This window comes from Bacteroides fluxus YIT 12057 (assembly GCF_000195635.1).
GTDB lineage: Bacteria > Bacteroidota > Bacteroidia > Bacteroidales > Bacteroidaceae > Bacteroides > Bacteroides fluxus.
This window is the reverse complement of record NZ_GL882691.1, coordinates 87915-107786: the sequence shown is the minus strand read 5'-3', so window position 1 is coordinate 107786 and position 19872 is coordinate 87915. Positions and strand designations below refer to the sequence as shown.

Annotated in this window: 18 protein-coding genes and 2 pseudogenes; 2 read left to right on the top strand and 18 right to left on the bottom strand. The window is 47.3% G+C overall.

Annotated features, from left to right (window positions below; genetic code table 11):
* Window positions 1–10 precede the first annotated feature (10 nt).
* The 8 genes and pseudogenes from HMPREF9446_RS15770 to HMPREF9446_RS15735 all read right to left on the bottom strand — a co-directional run.
* A complete protein-coding gene (locus HMPREF9446_RS15770; RefSeq protein WP_039969813.1) occupies window positions 11–652 on the bottom strand; it encodes a DapH/DapD/GlmU-related protein in 642 nt (213 codons plus the stop codon).
* Between the two features lie 79 nt (window positions 653–731).
* Window positions 732–2027: a lipopolysaccharide biosynthesis protein gene (locus HMPREF9446_RS15765; RefSeq protein ID WP_157243337.1), complete on the bottom strand. Its 1296-nt coding sequence runs from the start codon at window positions 2025–2027 to the stop codon at window positions 732–734.
* A 110-nt stretch (window positions 2028–2137) separates the two neighbouring features.
* Complete coding sequence (locus HMPREF9446_RS15760; protein ID WP_009126735.1) at window positions 2138–3205, bottom strand: alpha-1,2-fucosyltransferase; 1068 nt, start codon at window positions 3203–3205, stop codon at window positions 2138–2140.
* Window positions 3206–3228: 23 nt separating this feature from the next.
* Entirely contained in the window at window positions 3229–4551 is a 1323-nt protein-coding gene (locus HMPREF9446_RS15755) for a hypothetical protein (protein ID WP_009126734.1), read from the bottom strand.
* Window positions 4552–4584: 33 nt separating this feature from the next.
* Window positions 4585–5706, bottom strand: a complete 1122-nt coding sequence (locus HMPREF9446_RS15750) for a glycosyltransferase family 4 protein (RefSeq protein WP_009126733.1) — start codon at window positions 5704–5706, stop codon at window positions 4585–4587.
* Window positions 5706–6920: a UDP-N-acetyl-D-mannosamine dehydrogenase gene (gene wecC, locus HMPREF9446_RS15745; RefSeq protein WP_039969811.1), complete on the bottom strand. Its 1215-nt coding sequence runs from the start codon at window positions 6918–6920 to the stop codon at window positions 5706–5708. Before wecC ends, HMPREF9446_RS15750 begins: the two co-directional genes overlap by 1 nt.
* 49 nt (window positions 6921–6969) lie before the next feature.
* Window positions 6970–7359, bottom strand: coding sequence for a hypothetical protein (locus HMPREF9446_RS15740; protein ID WP_009126731.1), 390 nt, complete (start codon window positions 7357–7359; stop codon window positions 6970–6972).
* 177 nt (window positions 7360–7536) lie between these two features.
* Window positions 7537–7836, bottom strand: a pseudogene (locus HMPREF9446_RS15735) (hypothetical protein); the annotation flags it as partial.
* 4 nt (window positions 7837–7840) lie between these two features.
* Between HMPREF9446_RS15735 and HMPREF9446_RS18485 the strand changes: the two are divergent.
* A pseudogene (locus HMPREF9446_RS18485) lies at window positions 7841–8071 on the top strand (N-acetylmuramoyl-L-alanine amidase); the annotation flags it as partial.
* On the opposite strand, the gene HMPREF9446_RS15730 reads toward HMPREF9446_RS18485, so the two are convergent.
* From HMPREF9446_RS15730 to HMPREF9446_RS15685, 10 genes are all read right to left on the bottom strand, one after another.
* Entirely contained in the window at window positions 7986–8711 is a 726-nt protein-coding gene (locus HMPREF9446_RS15730; protein ID WP_039969810.1) for a tyrosine-protein phosphatase, read from the bottom strand. The pseudogene HMPREF9446_RS18485 and the gene HMPREF9446_RS15730 sit on opposite strands and share 86 nt — an antisense overlap.
* Before the next feature lie 14 nt (window positions 8712–8725).
* Window positions 8726–11107, bottom strand: coding sequence for a GumC family protein (locus HMPREF9446_RS15725; RefSeq protein ID WP_009126727.1), 2382 nt, complete (start codon window positions 11105–11107; stop codon window positions 8726–8728).
* 69 nt (window positions 11108–11176) lie between these two features.
* Window positions 11177–11971, bottom strand: coding sequence for a polysaccharide biosynthesis/export family protein (locus HMPREF9446_RS15720; RefSeq protein ID WP_009126726.1), 795 nt, complete (start codon window positions 11969–11971; stop codon window positions 11177–11179).
* A gap of 2 nt (window positions 11972–11973) precedes the next feature.
* Window positions 11974–13086 carry an MraY family glycosyltransferase gene (locus HMPREF9446_RS15715; protein ID WP_009126725.1) on the bottom strand — a complete coding sequence of 371 codons (1113 nt, stop codon included), beginning with the start codon at window positions 13084–13086 and terminating at the stop codon, window positions 11974–11976.
* 19 nt (window positions 13087–13105) lie between these two features.
* A complete protein-coding gene (locus tag HMPREF9446_RS15710) occupies window positions 13106–13651 on the bottom strand; it encodes a UpxY family transcription antiterminator (protein WP_009126724.1) in 546 nt (181 codons plus the stop codon).
* Between the two features lie 392 nt (window positions 13652–14043).
* Window positions 14044–14502: a DUF4293 domain-containing protein gene (locus HMPREF9446_RS15705; protein WP_009126723.1), complete on the bottom strand. Its 459-nt coding sequence runs from the start codon at window positions 14500–14502 to the stop codon at window positions 14044–14046.
* Window positions 14502–14837 (bottom strand): DNA-directed RNA polymerase subunit omega, encoded by a 336-nt coding sequence (locus HMPREF9446_RS15700; protein ID WP_009126722.1) that lies wholly within the window; start codon window positions 14835–14837, stop codon window positions 14502–14504. The genes HMPREF9446_RS15705 and HMPREF9446_RS15700 overlap by 1 nt, the downstream gene beginning before the upstream one ends.
* 54 nt (window positions 14838–14891) lie before the next feature.
* Complete coding sequence (locus HMPREF9446_RS15695; RefSeq protein WP_009126721.1) at window positions 14892–15695, bottom strand: outer membrane protein assembly factor BamD; 804 nt, start codon at window positions 15693–15695, stop codon at window positions 14892–14894.
* A 112-nt stretch (window positions 15696–15807) separates the two neighbouring features.
* Window positions 15808–16233: an amino acid-binding protein gene (locus HMPREF9446_RS15690; RefSeq protein WP_009126720.1), complete on the bottom strand. Its 426-nt coding sequence runs from the start codon at window positions 16231–16233 to the stop codon at window positions 15808–15810.
* A gap of 21 nt (window positions 16234–16254) precedes the next feature.
* The gene (locus HMPREF9446_RS15685) at window positions 16255–17553 is read right to left on the bottom strand and encodes a phenylacetate--CoA ligase family protein (RefSeq protein ID WP_009126719.1); all 1299 of its coding nucleotides are present in this window, start codon (window positions 17551–17553) and stop codon (window positions 16255–16257) included.
* Between the two features lie 195 nt (window positions 17554–17748).
* Between HMPREF9446_RS15685 and uvrB the strand changes: the two genes are divergently transcribed.
* Entirely contained in the window at window positions 17749–19806 is a 2058-nt protein-coding gene (uvrB, locus tag HMPREF9446_RS15680; protein WP_009126717.1) for an excinuclease ABC subunit UvrB, read from the top strand.
* The last annotated feature ends 66 nt before the right edge of the window (window positions 19807–19872 follow it).

Genomic DNA, 19872 nt, shown 5'->3' with positions numbered 1-19872 from the left:
ATGCTACTTTTTATATGATTGTAGCTTCATTATCTTGATTTATCTTTCTGATGACTCGTGCAGGATTGCCTGCAGCAATGCAATCAGATGGAATACTCTTCGTCACTACACTGCCAGCCCCTATTACCGAGCGAGCGCCGATATGAACGCCTTTCAGGATGATGCTGTTAGCTCCTATCAGCACATCATCATCTATTACGATTTCTTTATCAACTCGGTTTGCCATATCGATAGCCCCTATACGCCTGTCCAGATAGTTCAAAGAATGGGAGTCTGTGTCTAATAATATCACCCCTCCTCCTAAATTAACATTGTTTCCAATTATTATACATTTTCTGACTCGAATAATGGGGGATGACATGCCACAATCATTACCTATTTTCAAGGTCGCTCCTTCCGGTACAGCGATACATGATTTATGTGTACTAAGTGGAAAACTATTGGAAGAAACCAGTCGGAAGTTGTTACCTATAGAAACATGTGAATGCATGCCTACTATAATCTTGCAGTGCCCTATCAGCCTGCAGTTTGAGCCATGTTCTATCCCATAGGCGCACAGCTTCATCCGATTGATATAAGGTAATACCTTGAATGATTTCCAAGATACAACCCAATTAATTCCTCGAAAGAAAAAGTTTAAGATTTTATTCATATTAAGCGATTTTTTTTTCAACCTGTATTGGGAACGGTGCGTATCCATCTATTATTTAATTAGGTGTAGTTTTATCTGCCTATTTCAACCAGATTCCGGTAGCTTTCTGATTGATGATTTTCCCTAATTGGATTTTTCCTAATAGTCCCTGCACAAAATACACGGTGCAAGGAATCGCTATGATTCCTACCAGTCCAAACATTCGGGCAGATACCGTAAACAATGGCCAAGCCAATAGTGCAAATAGAATGTAAGTAATCATTTGTATCCTGATGGTTCCCAGCCCGTTTATCATATGCATAAAAATGCTGCCTAAAGACTGGCATACTACAAGGAAAAACATCGCTATTGAAATAGCAGCAGGCATCTCTACGCTGTCGCCAATCCAGATTCTATAAAACAATGGAGACAGTAGTAGCAGTAGCAATCCCATTCCGGCTGAAATCATCCAACATTTTTGCATCCGCAAAGCCATGGACTTCATCCATGAGAAATCCTTTCTGGCATAAGCGTCTGTAAACGACGACCACAACGGTACTACTATCATGTTAAGCAGCATAAGCATGATGCCAAAGTACCGGTTGGTTATATTATACTGCGTCACTCCCACAGCCCCAATCTCTCTTGAAATTACTACATTAATCACTTGAAAAATGGCGATGAGGCATATATAGATAATGAAAAAATGAGAGCCTAACTTTAAGATGTCCTGTATCAACCGAAACTTTATCAAATAAAAACTCGGGCGATACTTCTTATAATATGATTTGTACATAACCACAGATGCAGCAATCATGACCAAGCAAGGTATTCCCGAATAAAACAAGGCTAAATTCATTAAACTGCCTTCTGACACATGAGTTAATATAAAGATCACCAATAGAGACAAGTATTGCCCTATGGCCGAGATTACAGCGGCATAACCGGTCTTTTGATCGGCAGCGAGCAACGAACTGAATATATTGGCCACCATGTTCATGCAGGTAAAGGTCAGTACTATTGCGAAAATCTTCTGCAGTTCTTCTTGATAACCGGTTGGCACTTTCAAAATTCCCGCCCAATCGATGTAGACATTTGCCAATAATGCCAAGGCGCAGACGGGAACTACAATCATGCCTATGGCAAAGTAAGTAGTACTCACCAACTGGCGGGCTAGCAAAATATCCCCTTTGGCTTTTGCTTCTGCAAACCGATTGCGAAAGCCGTTGCCCAGTCCTAAATCAAAAAAATAGATCCAGGTAATGATGGATGATAAAGTGAGCCAGATGCCATATTGGGTAGGGTTCACATAGTTGATAGTCATCGGGACCAATAAGAACGAAGCAAAAACCGTAGCGCATTTCATGGCAAGCGAAAGTCCCACATTCTTTATCAATTCCCGGGTTCTTTCACTGGAGTTTTCAAATTTGTTTCTGGCCAGAACTGGTAAAAAATTGAATAGTTTTTTTTTGATATAATCCATCTTTTAAAATTTAAAATCTTCTCTCAGCAATGGTAAGTAGTATTTGTTCCTATTTCTTGTTTGGGAGTGATGGTTATTTTACCTGGATTAGTGATAAAAAATGCCCCCCACCAGCCAAACGAACTAATGGTAATAATAGCATGTTTGCAATGTCCCATCAACTGCATATCACGATAACTTTCCTGTCCGGTGTTCCAATCAACGAACAGTACCTTATCCTTGGCATAATTAAGTCCAAAAATTCTTCCATTCTCCTTGCACCACTCTACACTTCCGGGGTTAGTAAAGAACACAAATACCGGATTTTCAACCTTACGTTTGATATGTTTCACAGCCCGGCGAAAATAACCGTACTTATAACAATATCCATTGCATCCCAACATATCCCCCCGACGAGCATGAATGGCCACCGATTGGCAATCGTCCAGCAGGCGAGCCATTTCAATATTCCCGGGATCGGTAAATTCCGGAAACTTAAACACTTGCCTAACTTCATCTTCTATCTGTTCCATACCATTGCCTACAGACTTCAGAGCTCCCCACTGTCCTGTAAATATGTTATCAGTGCCTTCATAAAATATCTCTTTACGATGATTCCGGAGGGATAACATGAAGTCTTTACGAAAAGAATAATAGGTACGCTTTATGAACTCACCCAACAAAGTGTCGTTGAAGTGTTTCTTATAAAACAATATCCCTTTTTGCTTCAGACTGATATTTTGGCTTTTTGTGTTGCTCTCAAAATCACCGCGAATATTGCGTATATCCAAACCGGCATTACACAAAGCCTGCGTGATATATACCGGATAATTCCAATTCTTTTCCCAAAATTTTGAAGCACGTATTTCCTCCATTATTCCTTGCCACTGTTCCGCTGTGAATAGTTGGCGTATATTAGGAGCCTTTATGCCGAAGATACGTTCCAGTTCGTATCCGTTCCACTGACTGATAACCTCATTACACTCGGGAATATCATAAACAACATTTTCAATGTAAATATCTTCGCTGGGATGTATTTTCTTCAACGCCAAATACTCACAATAGCTTAGCATCTGATTTCCCAACCCAGACTCTATATGTACTACTTTCATCTATCCTTCATTTTTTGTATTACTCAATATAAATTTTCATCTTTTTCTTTATCACATGTTTCTTCACCGTCCGAATGATAACAGACACAAAGTAGCATAACCATAAAAAACCAAAATCCGCCTTGGCTAACAGTTGTTCCGCAAAATGCTATCAAGAAACTGACCACCAAATATACCCATCCTCCCAAGCCTAAGGCAGAAGGGCACCTTTGAAACAACAGAGTCATTTTTCCCCAAAAAATTAAAAACAAGCAAGTACCGAGGATGCCTAAACGCAAAATGAATAATGCCCAAGCTATGTCACCTGTATCCAATTGGGTAGTGCGGTATCCATTGTACAACCCTATCTTAAAAGTAGTAGGAAAATCATTCTCTTTCACGCTACCTATCCCGAATAAAGACCTGTCCCATCTCTTGGAAACATAATTGAAACGTTCTTCCAAAAGATCCAAACGGAAGGTCATATTACCCTTCTCTTTTTTAACAGAAGAAGATGACAAGGACAATGTATTCACTTCGTTAATCCCATTCAAGATTCGTTCCTTCAGCCCGGAATCCGACAAAACGACTCCCCCAAAAAGGAATAATCCGATTAAGACTTGACCTAAGCTCGACAAACGAAGCTTACCGGAAGCATGCAAAACTATAACAATCCCCAACACTACGGAAAAAAGCATGCTACGTATCATGGAGGTAAGTATTGAAAGTAAAAGAATCCCTACGAACAAGTAACTCCAACTTTTCCTGATGTCTTTAAAATATCCGGTAAGCAGCAAAAGGATATAGAATACGCAGTAAGTAGTGGGGATAGCTCCACGCTGAAATATGAGTCCTCTGTTAGAAATAAAGATACCTCCTCCATGGTCTAACAGGCGGGTCCCGGCATAATGGTCAAGCAAAATAAGAACCGTAGCGAATAGAGAAACATACAGCATATATCTGATTGTCTTTTCAAATGCACCCACCGGATAGTATCTCAGTAATGGTACGGCAAGTAATAGCAGCAACCAATGCCGAGTACTTTGAATAATAGAAATAGCATCCATACCTCCGGCATAATCGTATAAAACAGCAATCGTCAAAAAAACACTAAAGCAGAATATGGACCAAAACAATTGCTTTAATACAGGATATGAATAAATTACCTTCCGCGAATAACCATAAAACAGCATATACAACATGAGTAGCAGTCCTGTATCACTGACGTTGTGAGGCACTATGAAATCAGAGAGATTCGACCCCATTTGATAATAGCTTGTCAACAAACCAATAAATATAGTGAATGACCAAGCTTGCTTGTTTTTATGCAAACAGATGATCCCTAATAACAAGAATACAAAATCCATAAATTACATGATTTCCAATACTATTTACATTACTTAGATGCAATATAGATTGGTATATTTTTCAGCCCCTGTGCTGATTGTGAATTTATGCTTAAAATCTTCATAAGACTTTTCTCCAAGACTTTTCCGTTTATCAGAATCGGATATTAAGTCATTAATCATAGTAGCGAGGGTTTTGCTATCACCAACTTCAAAGAGCTGTGATGTCAACTCCGGCAATCCACCTACATTGGCTGCTATCACAGGAATGCCGAGTGACATTGCTTCACATGCAGATAACGATAAAGCTTCTGTACGTGAGGGTTGTACATAGATATCTGCTATGGATAAATAGCGATATACCCGGTCTGTAACTCCTGTCCAACGGAGATGATGTGCTATACCCAGAGAATCTGATAATATATGCATCTTTTTAGTAAAGGGAAGTTGTTCATCCATGCCGATAATTACTACTGTTATATGATCGCTTTTAATAAAAGGGATCGCATTAATAAGTACATCAGTCCCCTTTATCCATAGAGCAAAAAGTGTAGTTGCTATTACTATTTGTCCATCCGCAATTTTTAATTCTCTACGTATTTTTTCTTTTTCTGAAAATGATAGAATGGGGCAAGGCTCTATACCTAAATAGATCTGTTTTAGGTGCGGCGAATTACCATAAATATTAATGAACTGTTTACGGGTATATTCTGAGACAAAAACGTGATAATCAAAAATACGATAAAGTAAACCATTTAAAGTACATATTCTATAACGAATAGAGAATTGTTTTTTAGATGTAATTTGTTTTGAATTATTAGTAGTCAAGCAACTATGCATTGTTTTTATTATTCGTTTGACTCCTATTAATCTGGCTATTGGAGCGTAAAGTAAATAACTAAACTCAAAATGGAAGTGTATTACCTGGGGCTTTAGTTTAAAACAAAGTATAGTGAATTGGAATAGATTTTTTATAATATTAATTCCCGTCGTGTTAAGTACTATAATCCGTCCACCATTACTTCTTACTTTATTGGTAAATTCGAGGGATTGAGGTAAACTATTATATGCAAAAACAAACTTGTCACTGGGATTTTTTTTCATTAATTCTAATAAAAAACGTTCTAAGCCACCAAATTTGGTGGAATGCATTCCCATAATATGAAGGATAGTCATTATTGTTTATATTTTAGTTGATAATTACAAAAGTCCAGCATCACCTTGTCCTCCCTCCACGGCAGTTCCCTGAACGGACTGTGCGCCGTCAAGAACACCACCACATCCGCCTGTTCGTAGGCCTCCCTGTAATCCGTTAGCTTAAACACTTTGTGTTCCTTCACATTCGGTTCCACCACGAGGATATCAGCATTATCGCAACTTTGCATCACCTTCGTGACAATGTATTTGGCAGGGCTCTCCCTTAAATCATCAATATCCGGCTTGAAGGCCAGCCCCATCATGGCAACCGTAGGTTTACGATGATGCTTCAATTCAAATTCCAAAATGGCATTCTTCACTTTCTCCGCACACCAAAACGATTTGTAGTTGTTTATCTCGCGGGCATCGGCAATCAGCCTCGATTCAGCCGGAAAGTCGGCTGTAATGAAGTATGGGTCAACGGCGATGCAATGACCACCCACACCGCATCCCGGTTGCAGGATGTTGACGCGCGGGTGCTTGTTGGCAAGAGCGATAAGTTCCCATACATTGATACCGGCTTTGTCACAAATCAACGAAAGCTCGTTGGCAAAGGCTATCTGAATATCACGCGAGGAATTTTCCGTCAGCTTGCACATCTCGGCGGTGCGGCAATTTGTCTTATGCAAAGTGCCCTGTACAAAACACGAGTAAAACTCAATAGCCTTTTCGGTAGATTCGGGATTGATACCACCGATAACACGGTCATTGTGCACCAACTCGTAAATGACATTACCGGGCAATACACGCTCGGGACAATAGGCAATATAGATTTTATCTTTCAGTTCGGGACGTTCGGTAAAAATGATATGGGTCATGGCCTCGGTCGTCCCCACGGGCGAGGTCGATTCAATGACATACAAGTCACCCGCTTTCAGCAGTGGAAGGACGCTGCGGGTGGCAGCTTCCACGTAGCTCACGTCCGGCTCGTGGTTTCCCTTGAACGGGGTAGGAACCACCATAAAGTAGGCGTCACTCGTTTCGGGCGTAGCGGAGGCTTTCAGCGTTCCGGCCTTCACCGCTTCCCGAAGCATCTCCTCCAGGCCCGGTTCGATGATGTGGAGCCTTCCGGCATTGGTCATTTCCACCACTTGGGGGTTGATGTCAACTCCCGTCACTTCGATGCCGTGCATGGCGGCAACAATGGCTGTGGGAAGGCCGATATAGCCCAGTCCCATAAAACATGCTCTCATTTTCCTGTATTTCTGTTTGTATTCTGTTCGTCGGACATGGATGTCCCTGTCACCTCCGCTGCCTCACGTTGTCCACCTTGATGCCTACCACGCCGGCAAGGTCGTGGGCGGTGGCGCAGTCGCCAAGCAGGCGCACGTACTCGCGCACTTTCTTCACGTCGGGCACATAGGTGAAAAGCTGGCATTCGGTATCACTCAGGCTCTCAAAGTCCCCGGAATCGTCCGGATTCCCGGAAGGGCCGAAGCCTACCGGAACTTCGGAGGCGTCAGACAAACCGGAAGCGTCAAAACCTTCGGCATGCAAGGCGACCTCAGCAAACCGGTCGCCATAAAAGTTCTGAACAGCGGTAGTAGCCACGGGGGCTATCATATTCGTACCGCCGTATATTTTTATCTCTATCTCTGGTTTGTGGTTCATATTCTTATTTTCTCTTTCCATTTATCAACTGTCTTTCAAGAATTTTTTCTGTATTCATGTGGGGCATCTTGGTCTCTGGGAACTTTATACAACCATATGCTGTTTTGTTCAGCGTCCCGCTCACGGGCAACCATCAGCGCTATTATCATTTTTGATTTTTCGTCAGGGGTCATATCTGAATATGGGTCTTCAAAAGGTTTAGGAGTCTCCTCCCGTTCCTTCAATTCTTTTCAAACCTTCGTAGCTTAAATTTTTCTGACTGATATGAACGCCATTGCTCATGCGGATATCCACCAGGATTCGAAGTTCAGTATGACAAGAAAGCCGAGGAGCCGATTCGGACTTTTGTTCCGGGAGCGGCGAAGGACTTTCCGGCATTTCTGCTTCCGCTGAGGGAGCACCCAAAACCTGAACAGGAATTATCTTCTTCCGGGTATCCTTGTACCATTTGGAAAATAGGTTATAAGGAACTTGGTTGGACATACAAAATTTCTCAATAGGGCCCTTCAACCGCTGCTCCATCGGCATCTGCTATGAAGGCGGACTGGACGCGGACGGGCATCCTGCCGACACACGCACTCCGGAACAGCGGCAACAGCTGGAGGCGCTCATCCTGAAGCTGCTGAAGCTTTTTCCGCAGGCGCAGGTCAGGGGGCATCGGGACATGCCCGGAAGTGTACCCAAAGCCTGTCCCTGCTTCGACTGTCAATCCTCGCCCGGAGCAATGCGGTGAAAACGGAAGCGGCGTGCAAGTCGCTTCCTGTCAGGTCGTACATCCCTGCCTTCAGCAGGGATGCGGCCTTTTTCTGCACTGCTCTGCCATACATGCCCGCCAAAGAGGGAAGGTTCAGCTGGAAGGCGATGCCTGCTTCCTTCAGCGCCCGGTAGTCCGGCCCATCCATATACTGGTAGCGTTCGGGGTGCGCCAGCAGCGGATAATAGCCTTTCGACAGGATGCGCTTCAACAGGGAAAGCAGCCCCATAGGCGGATTGAAACAAGAGGTTTCCACCAACAGGCAGTCGCCCTTCTCTCCGATAGGAAGCAGGTCATCCGCTTCCAGCCGTTCCTCAAACAGTGTATCCAGCATATTCTCGGCAGCCAGATGCAGTTTCACCGTCCCCTGATAGACCGTACGCAGCTCGGCGAAACGCTCCCGCAGACGCGCCGTCGTATTGGGGATGTCTTCCATGACGTGCGGCGTGAGCCACACGGATTCCACTCCGCATTCTTCGTACAGGCGCAGAGCCTCCAGCGATTCGTCCATCGTCCGCACACCGTCGTCCACCCCCGGCAGAATATGGCAGTGCCAGTCGGTGAATCCGCGGAAAATGCCGCTCTCCTCCAGCGTACTATGTCTTCTGAACGGCCACACAGGGAAATATCTTTTTAATTTGAACCATAGTGATATCCGTAACCGTAATGATACCCATACCGGTAGCCATAGCTGTAACCGTAGCGGCCTCCCCCTCCGATGGTGGCGTTCAGGATCATCGACATGTTCTTGTATTTCTTCTCGCTGTAGATATTCTCCAGCTCAGCCAGCATACTCCGCTCCAGCAGTCCGGCACGCACCACAAAGACGGTTCGGTCCGCCAACTGTTCGATGATCTGCGTGTCGGCCACCAATTCTACGGGCGGACAGTCAATCAGCACATAGTCATATTGCGTCCTCACGGTGTCTATCACCTGCCTCAGGCGTTCGTCAAACAGCAGTTCGGTAGGGTTCGGAGGAATGGTGCCCACAGGCAGCACGTCCGGAAGCTTCCGTTCCGGGTCTTTCACAATGATGTTGTCCAGATGCGCCACCCGTCCGTTCAGATAATCGCTCAGCCCCACTTTGGGGGAGCCGATGTAGGCGGAAGCGGAAGCGTGCCGCAAGTCACCGTCCACCACCAGCACCTTCTTTCCCTTGATGGCAAGGCTGACGGATATGTTCATGGCCAGGAAGGACTTGCCGCTTCCCGGATTGAACGAGGTGAAGACAATGACGTTGGACCGGCCGCCCTTATCCGTCATGAACTCCAGGTTGGTGCGCAGCACACGGAACGCCTCGTTGATGATGTCCCGGCTGCCCTCCTTCACGACAATCGTGTTCGTTTCGGGCGCTTTCCCGAACCATTTCTTTTGCCTGCGGACAAAAAGCGGTATCTCGCCGATGAACGGCACGGTCACCCCTTCCAAATCCTTGCGCCCGCGCACCTTGGTGTTCATGTTCTCCTTCATGAAGATAAGCACCGCCGGAAGCAGCAGGCCGACGGCGAACGCCGCCAGCAGGATGTTGAACTTGCGGGGGGCGGTGGGCAGCAGGCTGCCGCGCGGAGCGGTGATGATGCGGGTATTGTAGGCGGTGAACGCCTGCGAAAGTTCGTTCTCCTCCCGCTTCTGCAACAGGTAGAGGTAGAGTTGCTCTTTCACCTTCTGCTGCCGCTCCACGGAGAGCAGGTAGCGGGCCTGGTCGGGATTGGACGCCAGCTGCCCCGTAGTGGCGGCTTCCCGGCGGCGGACGCTCTGTAACTGCGTGTCCAGCGAGACAATCAGATTGTCCACCGACTGCACGACGGTGTGGTGCAGGTTGCGCAAGGAAGCGGTGAGATCCACTACCAGAGGATTCTTCTCGCTGCTGTTCGCCGCCAGGCGGTTGCGCTCCAGCACCTGGGCGTTATACTCCCCTATCAAGCTCTCGATATGGCTGTTGCCGATGTCCGAATTGGCGGGCAACAGTTGGGTCAGACCCTTGCCGTTCAGCTCGCCGCGGATGTAACGGGCGGTGGAGAGCTGGTTGTTCAGCGCCAGCAGTTCTTTCTTGTTCTCGGCCGACTGCATCAGGTAGAGGCTGGAAGCCGCCTGCACGTCGGGCAGCAGATGCTCGCTCTTGTAGCCTGCGATGTTCGCGTCCACGTGTCCCAGTTCGTTCTCTATCACGCCCAGACGGTCGCCGATGAACTGCGAGGTGCTGACGGCAATCTGGTTCTTGTCCCTGATCCAATATTCATTATATACCTCTATCAAGGTATTCAGGATATCCTCCGCCTTCCAGACGGAGGAGTCATCTATGCTGAGGTTGATGATGGTGGCGTCCTCGTTGCCCAGTTCGGCGCGCAAGGCTCCGGTGTAATAATCGGTGACCGCCTGCACGCTCTGCTTGCCGTAGTGTATGGACGTGCCCATAAAGTCGTCCGTGGCGTAGGGCGTGGCGTCGATGAGCAACGTGCCCACCGAGGTGCGCAGGGTGTCGCCCGTTTTGCCCGAAAAGGTCTCGCCCGTCTCCTCGCCTTCCACTTTAAAACCGGACAGCAGGAAATCGTTCCTTGAAGTCAGTTCAAGATCGAAGGCAACGGGACGTTCTGCCTTGCCGCAAAAGCGGACTGCCACCGGAGCGGAACGGTACAATTCCACCCTCCTCAGTCCGCGGCGCACGGTATAGGTCTCGTCCAGCCCCAGCCGCTTCACCACCTCGGTCATCAGCGTGGGCGAGGCAAGCGTCAGCAGTTCGTTGTTGATGTTGGTGTTGGACTTGAACAATCCGAAGTCCGCGAACTCGCCCATGCTTCCGGAAGTGGCTCCTCCCTTGGAGTCGTCCTTCACCAGGATGGCAGCATGGCGGGTATAAATGGCGGGAGTTCTGAGCAAGTAGAGCGCCGCCGCGGACAAGGCGACGGCCAAGGAGAGGGCAAACCAGCGCCACCGGGGCACGAACATGCTCCCAAGGTCTTGTATGCGTATGAAGTCGTCGGCAGGCTTGCCCACGGCATTTTTATTTTCGATCATAGTAACAGTTGAAGAAATAGTAACAGTTGAAGAATAAGAGGGTAAATAATCTAAAGGTGTGCGGACGCTCTACTTGAACAGCAGTACGCCCAGCGACGAGATGAACGATCCGATGCTGATCCACAAAGAAACGGACTTCACGCTGTTTTCGTTGATAGTGGACTGGCCGGCACGCACCTTGTTGGGCTGCACATACACCACGTCGTTCTGCTTGAGGTTATAGACGGGCGAACGGAAAAACTCGCGCGAGCGGATGTCCACCCGGTACGTGACACGCTCCCCGTTCTCCTCGCGGATCACGTAGATGGCGTCCCGCTTGCCATAGATGGTGAGGTCTCCCGCCATGCTGAGGGCTTCAAGCAGGGAAATACGGTCTTTGGTGATGTCGTACTTGCCCGGTGACTTCACTTCGCCCAGCACGGAAAAGTAAAGGTTCATGAACTCCACCGTAACCACGGGATCGTTCACCAGATGTTCCTCCGTCAGCCGCCGCTTTATCATCCCGGCTATCCCGCTTCTGGTCATGCCCGCCACGACAAGCCTCCCCAGTACGGGGAAGTCGATGGCGCCCTGCTCGTCCAGCGTGTAGCCGGACACCTCGCCGCTGTAACTGCCGCTCAACAGCGCACCGGCACCCGCCCTGTACTGCACGCGGGGCAAGTTGAACAGTGCCGCCAGCTGCGGATCCTTGCTGGACACCAGGATGGAAATCTGATCCTTGGGCTGCACGCTGATGTCCCGCACGGCTTCCATGGATTCGGGACGGTTGACCTCCACGTCCTGGAAATAAACTATCTTCTTCGAGGTGCCGCACGAAGCGAGCAGCATGCCAAAGAAGAACAGGCATAGAAAAAGCTTCTTCATATTCAGTCTTTAATGTGATTTTTACGGTTGTTTTTCAGTATCTTGCCGGTAATGCAGAAGTGCATCACCGTCCATGCCGCCACGTTCAGCAGAAACAGCACGGTGACGGAAAGGTAATGGATGGCGCATACGTTGAGCACCGTAAAGCCTACGGCAATGCCCACAATGCAAAGCATGGCACGGTGTTGCGGCATGCCCAGCGCCATGAACTTATGGTGGATGTGGTTCTTGTCGGGTGAGAACAGCGGCTTGCGTTTGCGCATGCGGTGAAGCACCACCCGCACCACGTCCAGCATGGGCACCATGAGGAAGGAGAACGCTACCACAATGCTGCCGGGAAGCAACCGTTCCTTGACGGGATCGAACATGCTAAGCCGGATAGCCATCACCGCCAGCAGCATGCCGATGGTCAACGAGCCGGTGTCGCCCATAAACAGCTTGCGCCCGCGGCGCGTCTGCCCGAACACGTTGTAGTAGAAGAACGGCACCAGCACTCCCAAAGAGGCAAACGCCAGCAACGCGTACATCCACCGGTGCAGGTACACGAACAGGCAGCCGAATGCCAGGAACGCTATCATGCCCAGTCCCGACGCCAGCCCGTCGATGCCGTCTATCAGGTTCACCGCGTTCAGGATATAGACGATGATGAGCACCGTGAACGGTATTCCCACATAGCCAGGAATCTCATGGATGCCGAACAGTCCGTAAAGGTTGTTGAAGTAGCATCCGGCAAAGGCCATCAGAAGCCCGCAAAGCGTCTGCACCACGAACTTGGAACGGTAGCGCACGCCTACCAGATCGTCCATCACCCCCATCAGATAGAGGATGAAAAGAGCGCTGCACAGGGCGAGGAAACGGATGGTCAGTTCCCCGCCGAACAAGTCGTCGTCCAGGCAAAGGCTGTGGAAGACGATGGTGAGCGATACCGCCACGATGATGCAAGGAAAGAAAGCGACTCCGCCCAGACGGGGAATGCACTCCGTATGTATTTTCCGTGAGTTCATCGGGTCAAACAGTCGCAGTTTGAACGCCACCAGCGATATCCGGGGAATCACCATGGCACTGAACAGGCATCCTGCAAGGAATGCCACTCCCAGTTCAAGATTGTATATCATGTTATCGGGTATGTTTTTTTTAGTCTGTTTCGATATTCCGGAGAAAACATTGGGGAATGTAGGCAGTGGCTACGGCGCATACGCCTTCTATCGCCACAATCAGCCGGCGGTTGCCCTTAATGCGGTGTATGTAACCCTCCGCTCCCTTGAACGGCCCGTCGATAACACTGACGTGCTGACCTATGCGATAGTCCCTGGGACTGTCGCACAAGTACTCAAGCCCCTGCTCACCGGAAGTGGCTACCAGCATGAACAGGTTCATCTCCCGTTCGGGAATGGCGAACGGCAGTTTCTGCCAGCCCACAAGCCGGGTGTACAGAATGACGCGTTCGAGCAGACATTGCTGTTGGTGCAGTGCTTGCTGTTCGGTAGAACGGAAAAACAAAAGGGAGGCGATTACCGGCTTGCATATGCTTTTCTTCACTTCCCCACGCTCCACGATAACCGTTTCGCAGGGAATGAAGGTCTCTATACCGTCTTTCTTCAACAGCTCCTCTATCTCGAAGACTTTGTTATAGAAAACCTTAAAAGCATACCAATGCAAAGTTGGTACGTTATAATCCATGAAGTTGATGCTTGCCCAAAGGGCATACCTCTCATTCCTGCACATGCGAATCTTTTCCGGATTCACTGTACAGCATGCAAGGTTAATTCGTCTGTTTGTTTGCTTATTTACGAAATGTAGAGTTTTTCCTGACCCCAAGAAAAAACATCTATAACCCCTATATCTGTATCGCACCTACTTAGGAGGCAATACAAATACGGCACAAAGATACACCAAATAACGAAAATAATACAATTTAATACTATTTATTTACCTAATTAAGTAAATGTAAAAATGCAAAACATTGGTTATAGGGAGAATACAATGCAAGAAATCGTGGACTACCTATATATAAAAATCAGGCCATGCGTCTTGAACGGACGCATGGCCTGATTTTTTATGTCTGAATATCATTATCTCAATCTATCCGCCGCTTTCACCATTAATTCATCCCGGTAAATGGCACGGAAAGCCAAGTAATTCAGGATAATTGACACAGCCGGCAAGCAAAGGGCCCACCCCAGCTTGAAAGTCATAGCTTCGAAATCACTTTTCAGCACGAACATGAACGCAGCAAAGGCGATATAATAGCCTATCAGCAAAATGCTGCTGAAAATTGTCATGCGTACCTGCAACATACGGTTACGGAACAAGAAAATAGTACAGAATGCAATAATCGCACTCAGCAGCAATATGCCGAATAGTCCCCATGTTGACTGGAAACTTCCGTCAGCCATGGATACCCCCAACGGCTTAAAAACATTTTCCGTGATTCCGTCCGCTCCGATGAACAACCCCACAGGCATGCACATAGCAACAACCAGCAGAACAGTCACCACCAATAAATAAACGGATTGAATACGTTGTATCATTACTGCAATTTCTCTTTTTCCTTAGCCGGGTTACGATAGTAAATCTTACCCTCAATATACTCCTGAGTGGCAATCAAAGTAGGTTTCGGCAATTTTTCATAATAGCGGGAAATCTCTATTTGCTCCCGGTTCTCGAACACTTCTTCCAAGTTGTCATTGTAAGAGGCAAACTCGGCCAGTTTCTTGGAAAGGTCATTCTTTATCTCAACGCTGATCTGGTTGGCACGCTTTCCAATGATAGCCACGCTTTCATACACATTACCGGTATCCTCACACAACTCCATCATATCACGGGTCACCGTAGTGGCAGGAGCATTTGTCTTTCTGTAATCCATAAATTTTCTATCTAAATTTAATTCTCTATATCGATATAAATTCTCTTTAAAACTTTAGTCTTTCAGAATCTTCTGCGATTCCTTAAAAATACGTTCGGCTTCTTTGCTATACTTGCTTTCAGGGAATTCGTTCTTGAAAGCGTAGTATTCATCTACAGCTTCACGGTAGCGTTCCGGCTTCTTTTCTTCCACACTATATACGGCCAATTCATATTTGGCACGCAAAACCAAGATGGAAAGGTCTTCACGCAAATTGGTATAAGGGTAGTCTTTCAGAGCATTCTGGGCTGTAATGACACAAGCCTGATAGTTGTTGCCCAAGTAATTTCCTAAATTATAATACAATTTGGCTGAAAGATATTCCTTCATCACCAGCTTGTCCTGCAATGCAAAAATCATGTTCTGGGCTTCCTCTTTCTTGGCGCTCTGCGGGAAGTACTCCATAAACATCTGCAACTGCTGGATAGCACTATAAGTGCCCGACTGGTCAAGACGTGGTTCCGGAGTATCCAGATACAAAGCTTTTCCGGCATGGAAACGTGCCAGTTCGGTAAACGTGCCACGGGGATAAACATTGTAATATTGGATAAATGTCTGCGCTGCAGTTTGATAGTCTTTCTGGTTGTAGTAACTCATACCCAGCATATAGAGGGACTCTTCAGCCTTATCAGTACCTTTGAGAATGGCAATCAGTTCATTAAGCAAAGTTGCAGCACGATTGTACTGTCCTTTTGCAAAGTACGTCTTGGCCGCTTCATACTTGTATTCGTAATCCGTGCTTTTCAGCAACTTGTTATATTCTCCACACGAGGAGAGCAGCATTGCCGCAAGCAGAGTTATTAAGATGTTTTTCTTCATTACTTTTGTTCAAATAATGCGCAAAGATAGAGGTTCGTATCGAATAAAGCAACGATACGAACCTTAATTTTTCAAAAAGCAGACGAACTGAGGCTTATTATCGACAAACCGGTCAAAGTTTGTACAAATCACTTGCAGCCAGCAAATCCACTTTCTTTTCCGTCAATACACGGATGCAATTTTCCATATCATTGGGACGGATAATGACATTGGCCGTCTCGCCGTTGGCAAAAGAATACATATATTCAATAAACACCCCCTCATCCGAAAGGAAACGGAGCACCTTTGCCAATGAACCGGGAATATTGGGACAGCTGATTCCCACCACATCGGTCACATTTACGGCAAAATGATTATCTTTCAAGGCCTTATAAGCTTTATCAGGTTCAGAAACAATACCACGGAGAATACCGAAATCAGCATTCTCGGCAATACAGAGAGCAGAAAGGTTGACCCCTTCTTTCGCAAGCACTTCGGTCACTTCCGTGAGGCGGCCCGACTTGTTCTCTAAAAAAATGGAAAGTTGTTTTGCTACCATAGTTATATGAATTCTAAATTATTAAATCTTCCGGTTATCGATTACACGTTTAGCCTTACCTACGCTTCGCTCAATGCTGCGCGGCTCCACAAGCCGGACATCTACACCCAGGCCGAGCACGCTCTGCAAACGGGCTACAAGCTTCTTCTTCAAAGCCAGCATCTTGTTGATTTCATCGGAATAGTATTCCGGACGGACTTCAACCTGCAGTTCCATCGTATCGGTATTGTTCTTGCGGTCAACGATGAGGAGATAGTGGGGTTCAAATTCCGGCATTTCAAGAATGACAGACTCTATCTGGGTCGGGAATACATTCACCCCACGGATGATAAGCATGTCGTCGCTACGGCCCAAGATACGGTCCATGCGGACCAGCGTACGTCCACAGGGACATTTATCATAATGCAAGGCGGTAAGGTCCTTGGTACGGTAACGCAGCAAGGGCATGCCTTCTTTCGTCAAGTGGGTAAAGACAAGCTCTCCCGTTTCACCGGGAGCTACAGGCTCCAATGTTTTCGGATCCACAATTTCAGGGAAATAATGGTCTTCATTGAGGTGCGTACCATGCTGGCATTCACACTCATATCCCACACCGGGACCGGCAATCTCACTCAACCCGTAAATATCGTATGCCTTGATACCCAACTTGGTCTCGATATCCCGGCGCATATTTTCCGTCCACGGCTCGGCACCGAAAGCACCGGCTTTCAACCTGAACTCCTCACGGGGATAACCGGAATCCTTAATCGCATCTGCCAGATAGAGAGCGTACGAAGGCGTGCAACAAAGTACCGTAGAGCCAAAATCATGCATCAATGTTATCTGTTTCTCCGTGTTGCCGCTGGACATCGGAATTACGGAAGCGCCTATATTCTCGGCTCCCGCATGGGCTCCCAAGCCACCGGTAAAAAGCCCGTAGCCGTATGATATCTGGAAAATGTCCGAACGTCCGGCACCGTATGCGGTAAAAGCACGCGACAAGCACTCTGCCCAAACAGAAAGATCCTTACGTGTGTAACCCACGACAGTCGGTTTTCCCGTAGTACCCGAAGATGCATGAATACGCACTATCTGGCTCATGGGAACGGCACAAAGCCCGAAAGGGTAGTTATCCCGGAGATCATATTTTGTCGTAAAGGGAAGTTTTACAATGTCGTCTATACTGTTGATATCATCGGGCGTAATACCCAGTTCCTGCATTTTTTTACGGTAGAAAGGGGTATCGTGATATACACGCTCCACAGTCTTTTTAAGACGAATGCCCTGAATTTTACGAAGGCTTTCGCGATCCATGCATTCGATGCTTTCATTCCAAATCATGTTCTTCGTTGTATTATTTATTAATGGTTATTACCTATCTTTACAAAAAGCGAAGATAAGCTGCACCTCGGCATAAAAAAGGAACAAGTTCATTTTATTCTGCTCTCGGTTTGCATTATCTTTGCTGCAAAGTAAAGAAATAATTTTGTTTATCTCAAAGATTTTACCGAATATTGCCAACCGTAAGAAGAGAAAATGAACAAATTTGAATTAACATCCGCCTATAAGCCTACGGGCGACCAACCGGAGGCTATCGCACAGCTCACAGAAGGCGTTCGTGAAGGACTTCCCGCACAGACCCTGCTCGGTGTCACCGGTTCCGGAAAAACCTTTACCATCGCCAATGTCATTGCCAACATCAACAAACCTACCCTGATATTGAGCCATAACAAAACATTGGCCGCCCAGCTATACAGTGAGTTCAAAGGTTTCTTTCCCAACAATGCCGTAGAATACTATGTATCCTATTATGATTATTACCAGCCCGAAGCCTACCTGCCGTCTTCGGATACCTATATAGAGAAAGATCTCGCCATCAATGACGAAATAGACAAACTGCGCCTGGCAGCCACCTCCTCCCTACTCTCCGGCAGGAAAGACGTCGTGGTGGTTTCCTCCGTATCGTGCATCTATGGCATGGGCAATCCGTCGGACTTCTACAACAATGTCATCGAAGTGCAGCAGGGAAAGAACTTCAGCCGTAACGTTTTCCTGCGCCGGCTGGTAGATAGCCTTTACGTCCGCAACGACATCGACCTCAACCGCGGGAATTTCCGCGTCAAAGGCGATACGGTCGATATCTACCTGGCGTATGCAGACAACCTGCTCCGCATTGTTTTCTGGGGAGACGAGATAGACAGCATAGAGGAAGTGGATCCGGTCAGCGGTGTAACCATTGCCAAGTTCGACAGCTACAAGATTTACCCTGCCAATCTTTTCATGACTACCAAGGAAGCTACCCTGCGTGCCATCCATGAAATAGAAGACGACTTGCACAAACAGGTACAATGGTTTGAAAATGAAGGCCGTCCACTGGAGGCCAAGCGCTTGCAGGAACGGGTGACCTACGACATGGAAATGATACGCGAATTAGGCCACTGCTCCGGCATTGAGAACTATTCGCGCTATTTTGACGGTCGTGCAGCCGGTACCCGTCCTTATTGCCTGCTGGATTTCTTCCCTGATGATTTTCTGATTGTAATTGACGAAAGCCATGTCAGTGTCCCGCAGATACGTGCCATGTATGGCGGTGACCGTGCCCGTAAGGTCAACCTTGTGGAATATGGTTTCCGTCTGCCTGCCGCTATGGACAACCGTCCGTTGAAGTTCGAGGAGTTCGAGGAAATGGCCAAACAAGTGATTTATGTCAGCGCCACTCCGGCAGATTATGAATTAATACAGTCCGAAGGAATCGTCGTCGAACAGGTCATCCGGCCTACCGGGCTGCTCGACCCCATCATCGAAGTCCGTCCAAGCCACAACCAGATAGACGATTTAATGGAAGAAATCCAGGTACGTATTGAAAAGAACGAACGTACTCTTGTCACTACCCTTACCAAACGTATGGCAGAGGAGCTTACGGAATACCTGTTGAACAATAATGTAAAATGTAACTATATCCACAGCGACGTCGATACTCTGGAACGTGTCAAGATCATGAGTGATCTCCGCGAAGGCGAGTACGACGTGCTTGTCGGGGTCAACCTGTTGCGTGAAGGACTCGATCTGCCGGAAGTTTCTCTTGTCGCCATTCTTGATGCGGACAAAGAGGGATTCCTCCGTTCCCACCGTTCACTGACACAGACTGCCGGACGTGCCGCCCGTAATGTAAACGGCATGGTCATCATGTATGCCGACAGAATCACGGAAAGCATGCAGCTTACCATTGACGAGACCAATCGCCGGCGCGAGAAGCAGCTTAAGTATAACGAGGAGCACGGCATCACCCCCCAACAAATCAAGAAAGCGAAGAATCTCAATGTATTTGCCACCGGGGATGCATCTGCCGACGCCATGGGCAGCAAAGACAAAGCCTCAATCGCACCACGTCCTTACATCGAGCAAGAAACGGCATCCTCCGTTGCCGCCGACCCGATTGTACAGTACATGAGCCGTGCACAATTAGAAAAGAGTATCGAGCGTACCCGAAAATTGATGCAGGAAGCAGCCAAGAAACTCGATTTTATTGAGGCCGCCCAATATCGTGACGAAGTTCTGAAAATGGAAGAGTTACTGAAAGAAAAAAGCCGCTGACGGATTTCTCCGAAAGCGGCTTACATGCTACATTCAATGATTGCTGTATGGGGTTATCTTGTAATG

Coding starts and splice junctions, on each gene's coding strand:
- HMPREF9446_RS15705 (WP_009126723.1), bottom strand. CDS start 14,502: ATGATACAACGTATTCAATCCGTTTATTTATTGGTGGTGACTGTTCTG.
- HMPREF9446_RS15770 (WP_039969813.1), bottom strand. CDS start 652: ATGAATAAAATCTTAAACTTTTTCTTTCGAGGAATTAATTGGGTTGTA.
- HMPREF9446_RS15700 (WP_009126722.1), bottom strand. CDS start 14,837: ATGGATTACAGAAAGACAAATGCTCCTGCCACTACGGTGACCCGTGAT.
- HMPREF9446_RS15690 (WP_009126720.1), bottom strand. CDS start 16,233: ATGGTAGCAAAACAACTTTCCATTTTTTTAGAGAACAAGTCGGGCCGC.
- HMPREF9446_RS15720 (WP_009126726.1), bottom strand. CDS start 11,971: ATGAAGAAGCTTTTTCTATGCCTGTTCTTCTTTGGCATGCTGCTCGCT.
- HMPREF9446_RS15750 (WP_009126733.1), bottom strand. CDS start 5,706: ATGACTATCCTTCATATTATGGGAATGCATTCCACCAAATTTGGTGGC.
- HMPREF9446_RS15695 (WP_009126721.1), bottom strand. CDS start 15,695: ATGAAGAAAAACATCTTAATAACTCTGCTTGCGGCAATGCTGCTCTCC.
- uvrB (WP_009126717.1), top strand. CDS start 17,749: ATGAACAAATTTGAATTAACATCCGCCTATAAGCCTACGGGCGACCAA.
- HMPREF9446_RS15725 (WP_009126727.1), bottom strand. CDS start 11,107: ATGATCGAAAATAAAAATGCCGTGGGCAAGCCTGCCGACGACTTCATA.
- HMPREF9446_RS15740 (WP_009126731.1), bottom strand. CDS start 7,359: ATGGAAAGAGAAAATAAGAATATGAACCACAAACCAGAGATAGAGATA.
- HMPREF9446_RS15715 (WP_009126725.1), bottom strand. CDS start 13,086: ATGATATACAATCTTGAACTGGGAGTGGCATTCCTTGCAGGATGCCTG.
- HMPREF9446_RS15755 (WP_009126734.1), bottom strand. CDS start 4,551: ATGGATTTTGTATTCTTGTTATTAGGGATCATCTGTTTGCATAAAAAC.
- HMPREF9446_RS15760 (WP_009126735.1), bottom strand. CDS start 3,205: ATGAAAGTAGTACATATAGAGTCTGGGTTGGGAAATCAGATGCTAAGC.
- HMPREF9446_RS15685 (WP_009126719.1), bottom strand. CDS start 17,553: ATGATTTGGAATGAAAGCATCGAATGCATGGATCGCGAAAGCCTTCGT.
- wecC (WP_039969811.1), bottom strand. CDS start 6,920: ATGAGAGCATGTTTTATGGGACTGGGCTATATCGGCCTTCCCACAGCC.
- HMPREF9446_RS15710 (WP_009126724.1), bottom strand. CDS start 13,651: ATGGATTATAACGTACCAACTTTGCATTGGTATGCTTTTAAGGTTTTC.